The sequence below is a fragment of the Pseudomonas gingeri genome (assembly GCF_013386115.1).
GTDB classification, from domain to species: domain Bacteria; phylum Pseudomonadota; class Gammaproteobacteria; order Pseudomonadales; family Pseudomonadaceae; genus Aquipseudomonas; species Aquipseudomonas gingeri.
This window is the reverse complement of sequence record NZ_JACAOR010000013.1, coordinates 97,872-115,388: the sequence shown is the minus strand read 5'-3', so window position 1 is coordinate 115,388 and position 17,517 is coordinate 97,872. Positions and strand designations below refer to the sequence as shown.

General features: G+C 64.1%; 15 protein-coding genes. 13 read left to right on the top strand and 2 right to left on the bottom strand.

What is annotated here, in order from left to right:
* Positions 1-92: 92 nt before the first annotated feature.
* The gene (locus HX881_RS24610) at positions 93-839 is read right to left on the bottom strand and encodes an NRDE family protein (RefSeq protein ID WP_177087116.1); all 747 of its coding nucleotides are present in this window, start codon (positions 837-839) and stop codon (positions 93-95) included.
* A gap of 110 nt (positions 840-949) precedes the next feature.
* On the opposite strand from HX881_RS24610, the gene HX881_RS24605 reads away from it, so the two are divergent.
* The 3 genes from HX881_RS24605 (at position 950) to HX881_RS24595 (ending at position 3,701) form a co-directional block, all read left to right on the top strand.
* Positions 950-1,732 carry a sulfite exporter TauE/SafE family protein gene (locus HX881_RS24605; protein ID WP_177087114.1) on the top strand — a complete coding sequence of 261 codons (783 nt, stop codon included), beginning with the start codon at positions 950-952 and terminating at the stop codon, positions 1,730-1,732.
* 127 nt (positions 1,733-1,859) lie between these two features.
* On the top strand, positions 1,860-2,681 hold the full coding sequence (gene lgt, locus HX881_RS24600) for a prolipoprotein diacylglyceryl transferase (RefSeq protein ID WP_177087112.1): 822 nt from the start codon (positions 1,860-1,862) through the stop codon (positions 2,679-2,681).
* A gap of 48 nt (positions 2,682-2,729) precedes the next feature.
* A complete protein-coding gene (locus HX881_RS24595) occupies positions 2,730-3,701 on the top strand; it encodes a thymidylate synthase (RefSeq protein ID WP_017124913.1) in 972 nt (323 codons plus the stop codon).
* Between the two features lie 115 nt (positions 3,702-3,816).
* On the opposite strand, the gene cadR is transcribed toward HX881_RS24595, so the two are convergent.
* Positions 3,817-4,263, bottom strand: a complete 447-nt coding sequence (gene cadR, locus HX881_RS24590; RefSeq protein ID WP_017124912.1) for a Cd(II)/Pb(II)-responsive transcriptional regulator — start codon at positions 4,261-4,263, stop codon at positions 3,817-3,819.
* Positions 4,264-4,346: 83 nt separating this feature from the next.
* On the opposite strand from cadR, the gene HX881_RS24585 reads away from it, so the two are divergent.
* The 10 genes from HX881_RS24585 (at position 4,347) to HX881_RS24540 (ending at position 17,495) form a co-directional block, all read left to right on the top strand.
* Complete coding sequence (locus HX881_RS24585; protein WP_218171771.1) at positions 4,347-6,827, top strand: heavy metal translocating P-type ATPase; 2,481 nt, start codon at positions 4,347-4,349, stop codon at positions 6,825-6,827.
* 31 nt (positions 6,828-6,858) lie between these two features.
* Entirely contained in the window at positions 6,859-7,722 is an 864-nt protein-coding gene (locus tag HX881_RS24580) for a LysR family transcriptional regulator (protein WP_042934834.1), read from the top strand.
* A gap of 104 nt (positions 7,723-7,826) precedes the next feature.
* On the top strand, positions 7,827-8,903 hold the full coding sequence (locus HX881_RS24575) for a putative 2-aminoethylphosphonate ABC transporter ATP-binding protein (RefSeq protein WP_177087110.1): 1,077 nt from the start codon (positions 7,827-7,829) through the stop codon (positions 8,901-8,903).
* A gap of 1 nt (position 8,904) precedes the next feature.
* A complete protein-coding gene (locus HX881_RS24570) occupies positions 8,905-10,629 on the top strand; it encodes a putative 2-aminoethylphosphonate ABC transporter permease subunit (RefSeq protein ID WP_177087109.1) in 1,725 nt (574 codons plus the stop codon).
* Between the two features lie 58 nt (positions 10,630-10,687).
* Positions 10,688-11,710, top strand: a complete 1,023-nt coding sequence (locus HX881_RS24565; RefSeq protein ID WP_177087451.1) for a putative 2-aminoethylphosphonate ABC transporter substrate-binding protein — start codon at positions 10,688-10,690, stop codon at positions 11,708-11,710.
* A 135-nt stretch (positions 11,711-11,845) separates the two neighbouring features.
* Positions 11,846-12,985, top strand: coding sequence for a TIGR03364 family FAD-dependent oxidoreductase (locus HX881_RS24560; protein ID WP_177087107.1), 1,140 nt, complete (start codon positions 11,846-11,848; stop codon positions 12,983-12,985).
* Entirely contained in the window at positions 12,982-13,578 is a 597-nt protein-coding gene (locus HX881_RS24555; protein ID WP_177087104.1) for a phosphonate degradation HD-domain oxygenase, read from the top strand. The genes HX881_RS24560 and HX881_RS24555 overlap by 4 nt, the downstream gene beginning before the upstream one ends.
* 188 nt (positions 13,579-13,766) lie before the next feature.
* Entirely contained in the window at positions 13,767-13,925 is a 159-nt protein-coding gene (locus HX881_RS32655) for a hypothetical protein (RefSeq protein WP_218171770.1), read from the top strand.
* Positions 13,926-14,040: 115 nt separating this feature from the next.
* Positions 14,041-15,321, top strand: coding sequence for an HlyD family secretion protein (locus HX881_RS24545; protein WP_246356577.1), 1,281 nt, complete (start codon positions 14,041-14,043; stop codon positions 15,319-15,321).
* Positions 15,318-17,495, top strand: coding sequence for a peptidase domain-containing ABC transporter (locus tag HX881_RS24540; protein ID WP_177087100.1), 2,178 nt, complete (start codon positions 15,318-15,320; stop codon positions 17,493-17,495). The genes HX881_RS24545 and HX881_RS24540 overlap by 4 nt, the downstream gene beginning before the upstream one ends.
* Positions 17,496-17,517 lie beyond the last annotated feature (22 nt).

Genomic DNA, 17,517 nt, shown 5'->3' with positions numbered 1-17,517 from the left:
GCTCTGCGTCCGCTCTTGAAGCTGACGCGGAGCTTCATGGGCTGCATACCCACGCAGAGCGTGGGCACGATCAGTCAGTCCCGTGATGTGTTTCAGACCTTTAGTTCCACCTCTCCCAGATGCCCGCCATAGGGCCCGAAACTGCGCTCGACCAGTTGCCGCGTGCCATCGGCATTGACGATCAGTGCCGTACTGGCTCGCGTGCCATAGCTCGGGCTGGCGATAAACACACTCGACAGCAGGCTCTCCGTCGCCAGCCCGACGCCGGTATCCGGCAGTTCGGCAAAGGGTGCGGTCTGCGGGTCGGCCAGCAAGGCGAGCAGGTTCTCCGGTCGGGGATCGTCGAGGGTCTGCGCCAGCGCCGCCCTGGCCTTCAGCAACTTTGGCCACGGTGTATCGAGTCCCGCGTTGGACAGGCCGTAAATGCCTTCCGCGAGTTGGCGCGGCTGAGCCTCATGGGAGTTGAAATGCCACAACTCTCCAGCCGTACCCAGCAGCAGGTTAAAACCGGCATATTCCGGTGATCGTGCGGAGATATCGGCAAGATAATCGTCGATCGACGTTTCCCCCGCGAGGAACCGAGCCACCAGTTCGCCCCGGGAGCGCCGGGCCGGCGGCTGATGGGGATTGCGGATATTGGTCAGCGCGGCAAAGCGCTGGCCGGCGCCAACGCCCAGCCAGGTGCCGCCGGCTTCCAGGTCGCGTCCGGCGTGAACCTGCGGTGTTTCCGGCCATTGCGCCAGCGGCAGGCTGGGGCGGGCATAGAATTCGTCGCGGTTGGCCGCGACGATCAGCGGCTGGGCATGGCCCGGGCGCCAGGCGAAGACAATCAGGCACATCAGGTGGTCCTTCTGTGTTTTTGCCCACTCTACGCAGGGTGTCCGTCGTCATCCAGTAGAGACGAGCGGCATGCTTCCGTTACCATGCCGGTCTTGTTTCGGGGGCACCCATGGAATTTCTGCTCTATCTGGTACTGGGCGCATGCGCAGGCGTGCTGGCCGGGCTGTTTGGCGTCGGCGGCGGGATCATCATCGTGCCGGTGCTGGTGTTCAGTTTCACCTTGCAGGGGTTCGATACCTCGATCCTCACGCACCTGGCGGTCGGCACTTCCCTGGCGACCATCATCTTCACCTCGTTCAACACCATTCGCGGCCATCATCGCCGGGGCGCGGTGCGTTGGCCGATCTTCGCCTGGATGACCCTGGGCATCCTGCTCGGCTCTGGCCTCGGCGCGCTGACGGCCAAGGCGATTGCCGGGCCGAACCTGCAGAAGATCATCGGTGTGTTCGCGCTGATCGTTTCCGCGCAGATGGCCCTGGATCTCAAGCCCAGGGGCAGCCGCGGGATTCCCGGCAAGCTCGGGCTGGGCGTTGCCGGTGGCTTTATCGGTTGGGCCTCGGCGATTTTCGGTATCGGCGGCGGTTCGTTGACCGTGCCGTTCCTGACCTGGCGCAGCCTGCCGATGCAGCAGGCGGTGGCGACCTCGTCGGCCTGTGGCCTGCCGATCGCCGTGGCCAGTGCCCTGAGCTTCATGATCCTGGGGTGGCACGATCCGTTGCTGCCGCCCCACAGCCTGGGCTTTATCTATCTGCCGGCCTTGCTCGGCATCGCCCTGACCAGTATGTTTTTCGCCCGTTTCGGCGTGCAGTTGGCGCACAAGTTATCGCCGCTGTTGCTCAAGCGGTTGTTTGCCGGGCTATTGTTCTGTGTCGGGATAAAATTCCTGATCTGAGTCTCAGGTCCGGTTCAGTCTTCCGGGCGCAATATTGGCTTAATGCGCGAGCCGCAACATGGCCCGCCGGTCCGGGCGCCGATACACCGCACGGACCCTGAATTTTCTACTCTATCGAGGAGTCGCAATGCTGCCTTACCCGCAGATTGACCCGGTGGCCCTGGCCATCGGTCCGCTGAAAATCCACTGGTACGGCCTGATGTACCTGGTCGGCATCGGCGGTGCGTGGCTGCTGGCCTCCCGGCGCCTGAACCGTTTCGACCCGACCTGGACCAAGGAAAAACTCTCCGACATGGTGTTCTGGCTCGCCATGGGGGTGATCGTCGGCGGACGCCTGGGATACGTGCTGTTCTACGATCTGTCGGCCTATATCGCCAACCCGACGCTGATCTTCGAGGTCTGGAAGGGCGGCATGGCGTTCCATGGCGGTTTCATCGGGGTGATGCTGGCCGCCTGGTGGTTCGGTCGACGTAACGGCAAGTCATTCTTCGAGCTGATGGACTTCGTCGCGCCGATGGTGCCGATCGGCCTGGGTGCCGGGCGTATCGGCAACTTCATCAATGCCGAACTGTGGGGCAAGCCGAGCGACGTGCCGTGGGCGATGGTCTTCCCGCCGTTCAGCGACCCGGCGCAGTTGCCGCGCCATCCGTCGCAGCTGTACCAGTTCGCCCTTGAAGGCGTGGCGCTGTTCGTGATCCTCTGGCTGTTCTCGCGCAAGCCGCGGCCGACCATGGCGGTTTCCGGCATGTTCGCGTTGTTCTACGGGATCTTCCGTTTTATCGTCGAGTTCGTCCGGGTCCCGGATGCGCAGCTCGGTTATCTGGCATTCGGCTGGGTGACCATGGGGCAGATCCTCAGCCTGCCGATGATCATCGGCGGCCTGGCGCTGCTGTGGTTCGCCTATCACCGCGCCTCGACCACTCCGGCAACGAAAGACGCCGCGCTTTAAATTCGGATCGGGGCCCGCGGGCCCCGTATTCAAGGATGCAGGTAATTCATGAAGCAATATCTCGATCTGGTCGCCCACGTCATCAAGAACGGCACCAAGCAGGCCAACCGTACCGGCGTGAACACCATCAGCTTTCCGGGGGCGATGCTGCGGTATGACCTGAAGGAAGGGTTCCCGGCGATCACCACCCGCAAGATGGCCTTCAAGTCCGCCATCGGCGAGATGTGTGGTTTCCTCCGTGGCGTCAACAACGCCGCCGAGTTCCGCGAACTGGGCTGCAAGGTCTGGGACCAGAACGCCAACGAAAACGCCCAGTGGCTGGCCAACCCGTTCCGCCAGGGCGATGACGACCTGGGCGAGATCTACGGTGTGCAATGGCGCAAGTGGCCGGCGTACAAGCAGATCCCGACCGCTAATCGCGCCGCCATCGAGCAGACCCTGAGCCAGGGCTACCGGCAGATCGCCGAGGGCGAGGAAAACGGCCAGGCCTATGTGGTGCTGTACAAGGCCATCGACCAGGTGCGCCAGTGCGTCGACACCATCATCAAGGACCCGGGCAGCCGGCGGATCCTGTTCCACGGCTGGAACTGCGCGCAGTTGGATGAAATGGCCCTGCCGCCGTGCCATCTGCTGTATCAGTTCCACCCGAACGTGGAGACCCGGGAGATTTCCCTGACCCTCTACATCCGTTCGAACGACCTGGGCCTGGGCACGCCGTTCAACCTGACCGAGGGCGCGGCGCTGCTGAGCCTGATCGGTCGCCTGACCGGCTATACGCCACGCTGGTTCACCTACTTCATCGGCGATGCCCATGTGTATGAAAACCACCTGGACATGCTCAACGAACAGCTCACCCGCGAGCCGTTCCCGATGCCGAAGCTGGTGATTTCCGAGCGCGTGCCGGAGTTCGCCAAGACTGGCGTGTACCAGCCGGAATGGCTGGAGCGGGTGGAACCGGGGGACTTCTCCCTGGAAGGCTACCAGCACCATGCGCCGATGACGGCGCCGATGGCGGTCTGAGCCTGGCTTGGGACCGCGTTATCGTTCTTCGCGGGCAAGCCCGCTCCCACAGGTCCTGCGCCGTTCTTCACAGGTCCTGCGCCGTTGTGGGAGCGGGCTTGCCCGCGAAGAGGCCCTAATGGCCGTGACTTCTCGCGACATGTGAATGCTCTTCAGCCGGCAGCACGCTGCCGCTGACTTCCAGCCGCTGCAGGATCCCGCACTGATCGACATCCGGCCCTTCGCCACAACGCTGGCGCAGGTCGAGCAGTTGCGCCTGCAGCGCCAGCAGCCCGTCGATGCGCGCCTTGACGTGATGGATATGCTCGTCGATCAGCGCATTCACGCTTTCGCATTGATCCTGCGGACTGTCCCGCAGGTTCAGCAGGCTGCGGATCTCCTCCAGGGTCATGTCGAGGCTGCGGCAGTTGCGGATAAAGGTCAGGCGTTCCACGTGGGCCTGGGTATACAGGCGATAGTTGCCCTCGCTACGTGCCGGTTCCGGCAGCAGGTTTTCCTTCTCGTAATAACGGATGGTTTCCACCTGGCAGTCGGTGAGTTTCGCCAGTTCGCCAATCTTCATCGTTCGATCTCCGAAAAGGGTGCTTGACCCTATAGTGGCTACAGGGTGTTCACTTGGCAACAAGCACCTTCAGGGACGCACCCATGAGCGACTCCATTCATATCCATCGCAAGACCGACACCGACCACGAGCATGTCCATGGCTCGGTGAAAACCGTGCAACCGCAGGGCTCCTGCTGCTCGGGCAAAGCGGCTGCGCCGGCTGATGCCGATCACGCGCACAAGCATGGCGACAGCCACGATCACGCCCATGACCACTCGTCGGTAAAGGTCGTGCACCAGCAGGACGCCTGCTGCTCGGGCAAAGCGGCTGCGCCGGCTGATGCCGGTCACGCGCACAAGCATGGCGACAGCCACGATCATGCTCATGACCACTCGTCGGCGAAGGCCGTGCATCAGCACAGCTGCTGTTCGGGCGCTGCCGAGGCGCCGGCGCTGATCAAGCTCAGCGCCACCACTAGCGCTACGGCCCGGCTCAGTCGTTTCCGTATCGAGGCGATGGACTGCCCGACCGAGCAGACGCTGATCCAGAACAAGCTCGGCAAGCTGGCGGGTGTGCAGCAGCTGGAATTCAACCTGATCAACCGCATTCTCGGCGTGACCCACGACCTGGCGTCGACCGCGCCGATTGTCGAGGCCATCAAGTCGCTGGGGATGCAGGCCGACCCGCTGGAAGAGGGCAGCGAAGCCGTGGGTGCACCTGCGGCCAGGAAATCCTGGTGGCCGCTGGCCGTTTCCGGGCTGGGCGCGCTGGGCGCCGAAGTGATCCACTTCACCGGCGCCGCGCCGAACTGGGTGGTGGCGATCATCGCCCTGGTGTCGATCCTCAGCGGTGGCCTGACCACCTACAAAAAGGGCTGGATCGCCCTGAAGAACCGCAACCTGAATATCAACGCCCTGATGAGCATCGCCGTCACCGGCGCCTTGCTGATCGGGCAATGGCCGGAGGCGGCCATGGTGATGTTCCTCTTCACCATCGCCGAACTGATCGAGGCCCGTTCGCTGGACCGGGCGCGCAACGCCATCGGCGGCCTGATGCAGATGACCCCGGAGCAAGCCACTGTCCGTGAGGAAGACGGTAGCTGGGTCGAGCGCGAGGTCAAAAGCATTGCACTGGGCGCCCTGGTGCGGGTGCGGCCGGGCGAGCGCATCGGCCTGGATGGCGAGGTGGTCTATGGCAGTTCCAGTGTCGATCAGGCGCCGATCACCGGCGAAAGCCTGCCCATCGAGAAGAACCCCGGGGACAAGGTGTTCGCCGGGACGATCAACCAGGCCGGTTCCATGGACTACCGGGTAACGGCGGTCGCGGGCAATTCGACCCTGGCGCGGATTATCCACGCGGTCGAGCAGGCCCAGGGCGCGCGGGCGCCGACCCAACGTTTCGTCGACAGCTTCTCGAAGATCTACACCCCCGCGGTGTTCGCCTTCGCCCTGGCCGTGGCGGTGATTCCACCGCTGTTCCTGGGCGGCCTGTGGTTCGACTGGATCTACCGGGCACTGGTATTGCTGGTGGTCGCCTGTCCGTGTGCGCTGGTGATTTCGACGCCGGTGACCATCGTCAGCGGCCTGGCCGCGGCGGCCCGCAAGGGCATCCTGGTCAAGGGCGGGGTGTACCTGGAAAGCGGTCACAAGCTGGATTACCTGGCCCTGGACAAGACCGGCACCATCACCCACGGCAAGCCGGTGCTGACCGACTTCCTGCCCCTGGACCCGCTGCTGAGCGAATCCGCGCCGGCTATCGCCGCCAGCCTGGCGGTCCGTTCCGATCACCCGGTATCCCAGGCGATTGCCCGGGATGCCCAGGACAAGCAACTGCCGCTGCAGGAAGTCGAGGCCTTCGAAGCCCTGGCCGGACGCGGCGTGCGGGGTGAAATCGGCGGCCAGCGCTATCACCTGGGCAACCACCGTCTGGTGGAAGACCTCGGCCTGTGCTCGCCGGCACTGGAAGAGAAACTCTTCGCCCTGGAGAAACAGGGCAAGACCGTCGTGCTGCTGCTCGACCGTTCCGGCCCGCTGGCACTGTTCGCCGTTGCCGATACGGTCAAGGCCTCCAGCCGCGAAGCCATCCGCCAGTTGCACGAGATGGGTATCAGGACCCTGATGCTGACCGGCGACAACCCGCACACCGCCAACGCGATTGCCGCCCAGGTGGGCATCGACGAAGCGCGTGGCGACCTGCTGCCGACCGACAAGTTGCAGGCCATCGAAGACCTGTACGCCAAGGGGCACCGGGTCGGCATGGTCGGCGACGGCATCAACGACGCACCGGCCCTGGCCCGCTCCGAGATCGGCTTCGCCATGGCGGCGGCCGGTACCGACACGGCCATCGAGACCGCCGATGTCGCCCTGATGGACGACGATCTGCGCAAGATCCCGGCTTTCATTGGCCTTTCACGGCAGACTGCGGCTATCCTCAAGCAGAATATCGCCCTGGCCCTGGTCATCAAGGCGATCTTTCTTGCGGTAACCTTCCTCGGCATGGCGACCATGTGGATGGCGGTGTTCGCCGACATGGGCGTCAGCCTGCTGGTGGTGTTCAATGGGTTGCGCCTGTTGCGCAAATAGACGATGAGAGGGTGATGTGCCGAGTGCCGAATTGAAGAGTGCCGAGCTCAAGGCGTTTTACATGGTCGCTCGCCTCGGCAGCATCACCGAGGCGGCGAAAAAGCTCGGCCTCAGCCAGCCCACGGTCACCACCCAGATCCGTCACCTGGAAAGCCAGTACTCGGTCGAGCTGTTCTATCGCGGCGGGCGCCGCCTGAGTGTCAGCGAAGAGGGCGCGCGGTTGCTGCCGATGGTCAAGGCGTTGTTGCAGCAGGAAGCCGATATCGAGTTTTTCCTGCGCAACAGCGGCCAGGTCCAGGGCACCCTGCGCATCGCCGCGACCGCGCCGTACTACATTCTCGATCTGGTGAAAGCCTTTCGTGAACGTCTGCCCCAGGTCGAGGTGTCGGTGGAAATCGGCAATTCCCAGCAGGTGCTGGAAGCCCTGGAGGACTATCGCGTCGATGTCGCGGCATCTTCGCAGTTGCTCGAGGACCCGCGCCTGATCCGCCGGGTGCTGGGCAGCGATCCGCTGGTGCTGGCGGTGCATCGCAATCATCCGCTGGCGATTCATGAGCATGTGCCGTTGTCGGCGCTGGCCGGGCATTGCCTGCTGATGCGCGAGCCGGGCTCGACCACCCGGCAATTGACGGAAGAGCTGTTGCGCAATGCCCGGGTCAGCCATGGCCCGCTGCTGGAAATCGGCAGTCGCGAGTCGATCCGCGAAGCGGTGCTGCGCAATATCGGCATCAGCATCATTGCCCGCCAGGAAGTGCCCCACGATCCGCAACTGCGGGTGCTGAGCATCGAGAATGCGCCGCAGATTCCCGAGTACCTGTATTGCCTCAAGGAGCGCAAGTCGGCGCGCCTGCCGGCGGCGTTCATGGGCCTGGCCCAGGAAATGGCGCCGGTCTGAACCCAAATCCGCCAATACCACTATCGGCAGCTTTTGCCTTATTGCCACACGGGCTACGCATTCGCTCCCTAGCATGACCCTCATCTGCTTGATGAGGTCCGTCCATGAACAACTCGATCGCCACCGTCCTGGCCAATCCGGGCGCACCGATGAAAGTGCGCGGTGTACAGAAGCGTTTCGGCGCCTTCACCGCCCTGGATAATGTCTCCCTCGATGTCGCCGCCGGCGAACTGGTCTGTCTGCTGGGGCCGTCCGGTTGCGGCAAGACCACCTTGCTGCGCTGCATCGCCGGCCTCGAGCGCCAGGACGACGGCGAGCTGTTCCTCGGCGATCGCAACGTTTCCGAACTGCCGCCCCAGGCGCGGGACTACGGCATCCTGTTCCAGTCCTACGCCTTGTTTCCCAACCTGACGGTGGAAGCGAACATCGCCTACGGCCTGGCCGGCAGCGGCCGTGATGAGGTGCGCAAGCGCGTCGGTCAGATGCTCGAACTGGTGGGCCTGGTCGGCAGCGAGAAAAAATATCCCGGCCAACTCTCCGGCGGGCAGCAGCAACGTGTCGCCCTGGCCCGCGCCCTGGCGCCGGCGCCGTCGTTGCTGCTGCTGGACGAACCCATGTCGGCCCTCGATGCGCGGGTTCGCGAGCACCTGTGCACCGAGCTGCGCCAGTTGCAACGCAGCCTCGGCGTCACCACCCTGATGGTGACTCACAATCAGGATGAGGCGATGCTGATGGCCGATCGCATTGCCGTGATGAACAACGGCAAGGTCGAGCAGTACGCCACGCCCCAGGAAATCTACGACAGACCGGCCACGCCGTTTGTCGCCGAGTTTGTCGGCCAGGGCAACTGGCTGCCGTTCCAGCATCGCAGTGCCCATCACGCGCGGGTCGGCAATATGGATGTGCGCCTCGCCGAAGGCGCCTCGCGGGCCGGTTCCGGCCGGCTGTTCTGCCGCCCGGAGTCGATCAGCGTCAATCCGCCGGTGCACGAGGAAAACCTGTTCCCGGCGCGGGTGCGCGAAATCACCTTCCTCGGCAACCGCTGTCGCATGAGCTTCGAACTCAACGAATTGCCCGGTCATCCGCTGCTGGCCGAAGTCGGTCCGCAGGATATGCCGCGCCTCGGCTCGCCGGATATCTGGGTCGCCCTGCCACCGCGCAGCCTCCAGGTGTTTGCCTGAGATGGCCGGCGAAATCAGCCTGCCGCTGGCGCGCAAGTCGAGCGTGAAGCCCTTGCGCGGCGATCTGGGTGACCGTCTGTTCGTGGTCGGTGGCAAGGTGCTCTGGCTCTGCCTGCTGGGTGTCGCGGTATTGCTGCCGCTGCTGGCGATCTTCTGGCGCGGTTTCAGCAGCGAGGCCGGGCAGGGGGGTGGCTGGCTCGCCGCGAAGGAACTGCTGAACAGCGACAACTTTCACTGGTTGCTGGGTAACAGCCTGAAGGTGTCCATGAGCGTGGCGGCGCTTGTCGTGCCGCTGGCCTACCTGTTCGCCTATGCGTTGCAACGCACCCTGATTCCCGGCAAGACCCTGTGGCGCGGCCTGTCGCTGTTGCCGCTGATGGCGCCGTCGATGCTGCCGGGCATTGCCCTGGTCTACCTGTTCGGCAACCAGGGCCTGTTGCGCGGGCTGTTCCCGGACAATATCTACGGCTTCTGGGGCATTGTCCTCGGCGAAGTCATCTACACCTTTCCCCATGCCCTGATGATTCTGTTGTCGGCCTTGTCCCTGGCCGATGCCCGACTGTTCGACGCCGCGTCGAGCATGGGCGCCGGTCCCTGGAAAGCCTTTCGCAGCATCACCTGGCCGGCGACCCGGCAGGCGGTGTTCGCCGCCTTCTGCCTGGTCTTCACCCTGACCATCACCGACTTCGGCGTGCCCGTGGTCGTCGGTGGCGATTACCAGGTCCTGGCCCTGGAAGCCTACAAGGCGGTGGTCGGCCAGCAGCAGTTCGGGCGGGGCGCGCTGATCGGCATGATCCTGCTGTTGCCCGCGCTGCTGAGCTTTGCCGTCGATGCCTGGTTGCGCCGGCGTCATGGCGAGGCCATGAGCGGTCGTGCCCAGGTGTTCCAGCCGGCCCGTTCGCCGCTGCGCGATGGCTGCTACCTGGCGATTGTCCTGCTGATCTGCGCCGCGCTGCTGCTGGTGTTCGGCATGGCGGTGTACTCGTCGCTGGTGAAGTTCTGGCCGTACAACCTGTCGCTGTCCCTCAACCACTATCAGTTCAATGAAACGGCGGGTGGCGGCTGGCTGGCCTATCGCAACAGCCTGACCCTGGCGCTGTGCACGGCGCTGATCGGCAGCGCGCTGATTTTCACCGGCGCCTACCTGATGGAGAAAACCCGCGGCCAGCGCGGCCTGAACCTGGCGTTGCGCATGCTCAGCTTCGTGCCGATGGCCGTGCCGGGCCTGGTCCTGGGCCTTGGCTACGTGTTCTTCTTCAACCTCAACGGCAACCCGCTGCATGTGTTCTACGGGACCATGACGCTGCTGGTGGTCTGCACCATCGCGCACTACCTGACCACCGCGCAGATGACCGCCACCACCGCCCTGCGTCAGCTCGACGGGGAGTTCGAGGCCGCCGCGCTGTCGCTCAAGGCGCCGCTGTACCGGCACTACCTGAAGGTGACGGTGCCGATCTGCCTGCCGGCGCTGCTGGACATCATCCGCTACCTGTTCGTCTCGGCCATGACCACCGTTTCGGCGGCGATCTTCCTCTACAGCCCCGACACCATCCTCGCGGCGGTGGCGGTGCTGAACATGGACGACGCCGGCAATGTCGGCGGCGCGGCGGCCATGTCGACCCTGATCCTCTTCACCTCGGCGGGCGTGTCCCTGCTGCTGGCCTGGGCCTCGCGCGGTTTGCTGCGACGCTCCCAGGCCTGGCGGCAGACCGCGCCCGGCCATTGATTCGCCCACCCGATCAACTCGCACTCACTCAAGGAACCGCGCCATGTCCAAGTCACGCCTGTTCACCCCACTGGCTCTTGCCGCTGCTGTCCTCTCGGCGTTCAGCCTGAATGCCTTTGCCGCGAAAACCGAGCTGACCGTCTACACCGCCCTCGAAGCCGAACAGCTCAAGAGCTACAAGGACGCGTTCGAGAAGACCAACCCGGACGTCGAAATCAAGTGGGTGCGCGATTCCACCGGCATCATCACCGCCAAGCTGCTGGCCGAAAAAGCCCGCCCGCAGGCTGACGCGGTCTGGGGCCTGGCGGCTTCGAGCCTGGCGATCCTCGACCAGCAAAGCATGTTGCAGAGCTACGCACCGAAAGACCTGGGCAAGATCGGCAGCAACTATCGTGACGCCGCCAACCCGCCGTCCTGGGTGGGCATGGACGTCTGGGCCGCGACCATCTGCTTCAACACCGTCGAAGCCGAGAAGCAGCACCTGACCAAGCCGGTGAGCTGGCAGGACCTGACCAAGCCCGAGTACAAGGGCAAGATCGTGATGCCCAACCCGGCTTCGTCCGGCACCGGTTTCCTCGATGTCAGCGCCTGGTTGCAGACCTTCGGCGAGAAGCAGGGCTGGAAATACATGGATGACCTGCACCAGAACATCGGCCAGTACGTCCACTCCGGTTCCAAGCCCTGCAAGCTGGCGGCCTCCGGCGAGTTCCCGATCGGTATTTCCTTCGAATACCCGGCCGTGCAGCTCAAACGCCAGGGCGCGCCGCTGGACATCATCCTGCCGAAGGAAGGCCTGGGCTGGGAAATCGAGGCCACCGCGGTGATCAAGGGCACCCCGCATGAAGACGCGGCGAAGAAACTCGCCGACTTCTCCGCCAGCCCGGCGGCCATGGAACTGTACAAGGAAAACTTCGCCGTGCTGGCCCAGCCGGGAATCGCCAAGCCGCAGACCGAACTGCCGGCCGACTACGAACAGCGCCTGATCAAGAACGACTTCGCCTGGGCCTCGAAGAACCGCGACGAGATCCTCACCGAGTGGCGCAAGCGCTATGACGGCAAGTCGGAAAAAGTCGCCCAATAACCCCTGGACCACTATCGCGGGCCAGCCGGCTCCCACAAGGTGTTGTGTCGATCCCTGTTTTTGTGAACGACGCGAGTCCTGTGGGAGTCGAGCTTGCTCGCGAACCGCGTAGCGGCCATTCCCCACGGAATACCCATGGAAACTCACAACGACATTCTCATCGTCGGCGCCGGCATCCTGGGCCTGTCCCATGCCTACGCCGCCGCCCGCCGTGGCCTGCGGGTCAAGGTCTTCGAGCGCAGCGCGACTCCCCTCGGCGCGTCCGTGCGCAACTTCGGCCAGGCTCTGGTCACCGGCCAGCCGCCGGGCGTGATGCTCGACCTGGCGCGTGCCAGTCGGGACATCTGGGACCACTGGTCACGGCAGGCCGGTTTTCAACTCAAGCGCAACGGCTCGCTGCTCTTCGCCCGTACCGAGGCGGAAGAACATCTGCTGGAGGCATTCTGTGCCAGACGTGCCGGGGAGCACGGCTATCGGGTGAAGTTGCTGCGGGGCCAGGACCTGCACGCCCTGCACGACGGCCAGTTCAGTCATCACCGTGCCGCCCTGCATGGCCTGGACGACCAGCAACTGTATTCCCGCGAGGCGATCCCGACGCTGATCGACTACCTGCGCCGCGAACTGGGCGTGGAATTCCACTTCTCGACGCTGGTGCGCGAGGTCGAGCCCGGCCGGTTGCACAGCACCGCCGGCAGCTTTCGCGGCGAGCAGATCATCGTCTGTTCGGGCCACGATTATCAGACGCTGCTGGCCGAATCGATGGCCCGGTTGCAGCCGGGCATCTGTCGTCTGCAAATGCTTCGCGCGCGCCCGCTGTCGAACAGCCTGAACCTGCAACACGCGGTGCTGACCGGCCTGAGCTGCGTGCACTACGGGGCGTTCTGCGACCTGCCCGAGGCGGCCGCGGTGCGGGAACAGATCCAGCGCGAGAGCCCGCACCTGCAGGAACACGGTATCCATCTGCTGATCAGTCCGACGCCCCATGGCGAGCTGATCATCGGCGACTCCCACCATTACGGCAGCGATGCTTCGCCCTTCAATGCCGAACAGGTGGACACCTGGATGCTGGAGCTGGCCGAGCACACCCTGGGCTGCAAGGTCCAGGTGCTGGAACGGTGGCAGGGTGTCTACGGTTCGAAGGGGCCGGGCCCGTTCTCGTTCCTGCGGGCGGCGCCGGGGGTCAGTGCCGCGCTGATGCACACCGGGGTCGGCATGAGCGTCGGCCCGCAGATGGCCGAAAACAACCTTGCCACTTTGCTGGGAGAGTCCGCATGAACCAGGTCGAACGGGTACTGGACGAGGTCTTCGGCCTCTATGGGCGGTTTGGCGACGCGGACTACATCGGCGAACCGGTCTCGCAGCTGGAGCATATGTCCCAGGCCGCGCAACTGGCGATGGCCGAAGGCTTCGACGATGAAGTAGTGCTGGCGGCGTTCTTTCACGATATCGGGCATATCTGCCCGGCCGGTGAGCAGCCTGCGGGGGATATGGGCGGCTATGGCGTTGTCAGCCATGAGCGCCTGGGCGCGGATTATCTGCGCCGGGCCGGTTTCAGCGAGCGGCTGGCCCGGCTGGTGGAGTATCACGTGCAGGCCAAGCGTTATCTGACATTGACCGATCCCGGGTACTACGAGCGCCTGAGCGAGGCCAGTCGCCGTACGCTGGAGTACCAGGGTGGTGTCATGAGCCCGGAGGAGGCCCGGGCCTTCGAGCTGGACCCTTTGTGTGGCGTGAGTTTGCGGATGCGTCATTGGGACGAGCAGGCCAAGCAGCGCCACACTCCGCTCATCGACTTGCAGCTTTTGAGAGGCAAGGCGCAACACCTGCTGAGTAAACCTGTGATTGATACTACAGCTCGCGAGGCATAGTTCTGGTTTGGCTGGTGCCGATTCAGGCACCGGATACTCGCCGGTCTTATAGTTCCCTTCCTGGCTGCTTGGGAGAATGATCGCGCACTCCGGCAATGCCCCCGGGCCCGTGGAGTGCGATGAAATTCAAGCCGGACAGTGTGTCCGGCCTGATGTGTTTTTCATAACTCGATCAGTGAGGTATCCCGATGGAAGATGTTAAGCAGCAAGACAATGCCCCGCAGGAAATGACCCTCGATGAAACCATGGATATCCGCGGGGCCGGTTGGGGTGCCGATGCGGGCGCGGTAGTAGGGGACTTTTTCAAGAATATGAAGGAATTCTTCACTCATTCGGCCAAGTCGTAACTTTCACTGATAGACCATGAGCTGAAGCAATAGCATCAGACGGGGCAGGTCGATGACCTCGCCCCGTTTGTCCGATGCCTGATTCACGGCGAACTTCCCCTGTACGGATTTACTTATGCTCGAATGGGGGACGGTCACCCCGAGATCGGCGTTGCGGCCCTTGCTGTTGGGCGCGGTGCTCGGTCTTTTTGTCGTGGCGGTGATGGTGCTGCTGTCGACGGGAAGCTATCTCAGGAAGGAAGAGGTCCAGGGGCGGGTAATGACCCGCGATGTGGTGCGTATCGCCAATGAGAAGGCGGCCCATGTCGACGAGGTGCTGGTGGGTGCCGGCTCCCCGGTCAAGCGCGGCCAGCCGCTGATTCGCCTGCGCACGGTGGCCCCGGAAAATATCGAGGCCGACAGTGACCGGGCCCTCTCCGCCAGAAATATCGAGCGCCTGAACAACCTGCTCGATGAGCTGACGGCGGAAGAAAGTCTGGCCCGCTCCGCCCACGTCGCGCATCAGGACCTTCTGCAACGCCAACTGCGTCAACTGGATGAGGATCTGGCGCTCAACAGCCGCATAGGGCAATCGATCCAGCGCCGGGTCCGCACCGCCCTGGACGAGCGGCAGCGCCATGAGCAACTGGCGGGCGAGGGCGCGGTTTCCGGCTCAGCCAGGGACCAGGCGGTGGTGGTCCATGAGTCGGCCCTCGAGGACCAGGCCAGCAACGAGCTGGCAAGGACCAGCACACAGCAGCGGCGCCTGGAGTTGCAGCAGCGCGTCAGCCAGGCGGACCAGGACCTGGCGGCTCGCCTGGGGCAGTTCGCCCGCCAGCGCAACGAGTGGCTGGAACGCCTGGAATCCCTGGGCAAGAACCAGGGATATGTATTGCTTTCTCCCGTGGATGGCGTCGTGGACACCGTGGCGGTATTTGCCGGCGGCCGGGTCGAGGCGGGCCATCCGATGTTGCTGCTGCGGGCCGCCCGGGCCGGGGATTCGCAGTTGCGGATCATGCTGGACGTCAGCACGTCGGCCATTGGTTTCGCTACACCCGGTACCGAGGTGATCTTGCGTTTCGATGCTTTTCCCTATGAGCGTCATGGTATTGTCAAAGGCGCCATCGTGCACAGTTCCGCCAGTACCTACAGGGCGGCGATCCCCGGCGAGACCGGCGATGAAGCGCGGGAGGCGCCCACCTACCTGGTGGAGGTACAGCCGGATTTCAGTGCCCCTCACACCCGTATTCGCCAGGACTGGCTCAAGGACGGCATGACCCTCAGGGGCTCCTTGAGCCTGGAACGCCTGAGCCTGATGGAGTGGCTGTTCCTGCCCGTGCTCAAGGGGCTGGAACGTAATCCCGGCGTGTGGCCGGCGGTCCGGCCTGCACCGTTGTCGACGGACGAGCCGACATGAGTGGGCTCAAGGCGGTATTGCGCGATGCCCTGGCGCGCTCCGGGCAGAGGCTGCGCAAGCGCGTGCCGGTGATCCTGCAGGACGAAATGTCCGAGTGCGGCCTGGCCTCCCTTGCCATGGTCGCCGGTTACCACGGCAAGCACCTGGCCCTGCGTCAGCTGCGACGGGACTACCGCGTGGCGCGGGACGGCATGTCATTGTTCCAGCTCATCAAGGTGGCCGACGAGCTGGGGTTTACCTGTCGCCCCTTGAAAACCCTGCTGGACGGACTCGGGCAACTGCGTACGCCATCGATCCTGTTCTGGAACAACCGGCATTTCGTGGTGCTGGAGGCGGTGAGCAGAACCGGCCTGCACCTGGTCGATCCGGCGGTGGGACGGCGTTTCTACACCTGGGAAGAAGCCTTACCGCTGTTCAGTGGTGTCGCCCTGGAAATGCTCCCGGGCCTGGCCTTTACCCTGCAGGCCGGCGTCCGGGTCCCGGCGTCGCTGGGCTTTGCCAGCCTGCTGCGCAAGAACCCGTGGCTCTTGCGCTACCTGATTCCCATGGGACTGCTGTCAGTGGTCGGCTACCTGGGCGGGATCGCCGCGCCGAAGCTGTTCTCGCTGACGATCGATGAGGTCGTTGCCAAGAACGATGAGGATTTCCTGTACCTGATCCTGTATGTCTTCGGCGGGATTTTTCTGTTCAAGACCGTCGCCGCCTGGCTGCGGGCACTGCTGGATGCGCAACTGCGGGTCGCGCTCACCCAGGATCTCTCGACCGGCGTCATCGCCCGCTTGCTGCGCCTGCCGCTGGGCTATTTCGAGCGTCGCGCCCCGGGCGATCTCCTGCGACGCACCCAGGCCGCAGACAAGGTCTATCTTCCGTTCACGGCGGGGTGGATGGACATCGGCATCGACAGCCTGTTCGCCCTGGTCTTCCTGCTGCTGATGGCGCTGATCAATCTCAAGCTGGCGGGTTTGTCCCTGGTGTTGTGCCTGCTGTTTTTTCTCTTTCGGGGCCTGACCCTGCCGGCGATGGAAAAGCGCCACAAGGCCTCGATCGAGGCCGAGACCCTGCGCAACGTCACGTTGCTGGGAGTCCTCGGTGGCATCGAGTCGATGAAGCTCTATCACTACGAAGCGGTGAAACTGGCGTCCTGGAGCAATCGGCAGGCGGACACCGAAACGGCCCGCGCCGGGGTCCAGCGCATGCAGGCGATGAACCAGGTGGTGCATGAGGGCCTGTCCCACGGCCACTCGCTGCTGGTCAGTGCGCTGGGGGCCCTGGCGGTATTGAACGGCGAGAACAGCGTCGGCGATCTGTTTGCCTTCGTGCTGTACAAGGACATGTTCATGGCATGCGCCTTCAAGCTGGTGGATGGCTACATGAACCTGCGGTTGGTGAGGGTCGAGCTGGGACGGCTGGATGACATCGTCGACGAGCAACCGGAACCGTTCGAGTCCTGTGTCTACAGCAGCAGCCCGCTCGGGCAGCGCGAATCCATCGGCTCCATCCGCATGCAGGATGCGCGGTTCTGCTACAGCTCGTTCGAGCGCCCGACCTTCGACAAGCTGGATTTCAGCCTTGAGGGGCAGGGCGCGAAGATCGCCATCCTGGGCCCTTCCGGCTGTGGCAAGAGCACCTTCCTCAAGGTCCTGGCCGGCTTTTATCCGCTGGATGCAGGCTTGTTCCGCATCAACGGCCAGGCGCTGCGACATTTCGGCCTGCGCCGCTACCGCCAGAGTGTGGCTTATGTCATGGCCCAGGGTGAGATCGTCGACGGTACCCTGGTCGACAATATCGTGATGGACGACGAGCTGGACGGCCCGTGGCTACAGGCTTGCGTCGAACAAGTGGGCCTGCTCCAGTGCGTGTTGCAACTGACCAATGGTTTCAACACGCAACTGGGCTCGGTGGGCATCCAGTTGTCCTCCGGGCAACGGCAACGCCTGCTGATCGCCCGGGCGCTGTATCGGCGGCCGCAGTTGCTGCTGCTCGACGAGCCGACGGCCCATCTGGATCGGGCATCGCACGATGTGGTGATCGAGACGATTCGCCAGCTGCCCCTGGCCTGTGTCGTGGTCACCCATGACCGGGAGGTGGCGGATGCCTGTACGACGGTCTTGCAGATGTCCGAAGGCCGTCTGGTGCCGGTTGACGGCGAAAGCAGCGCGACAGCGAAGCCATGATACCCCGTGGCCTGAGTGGCCG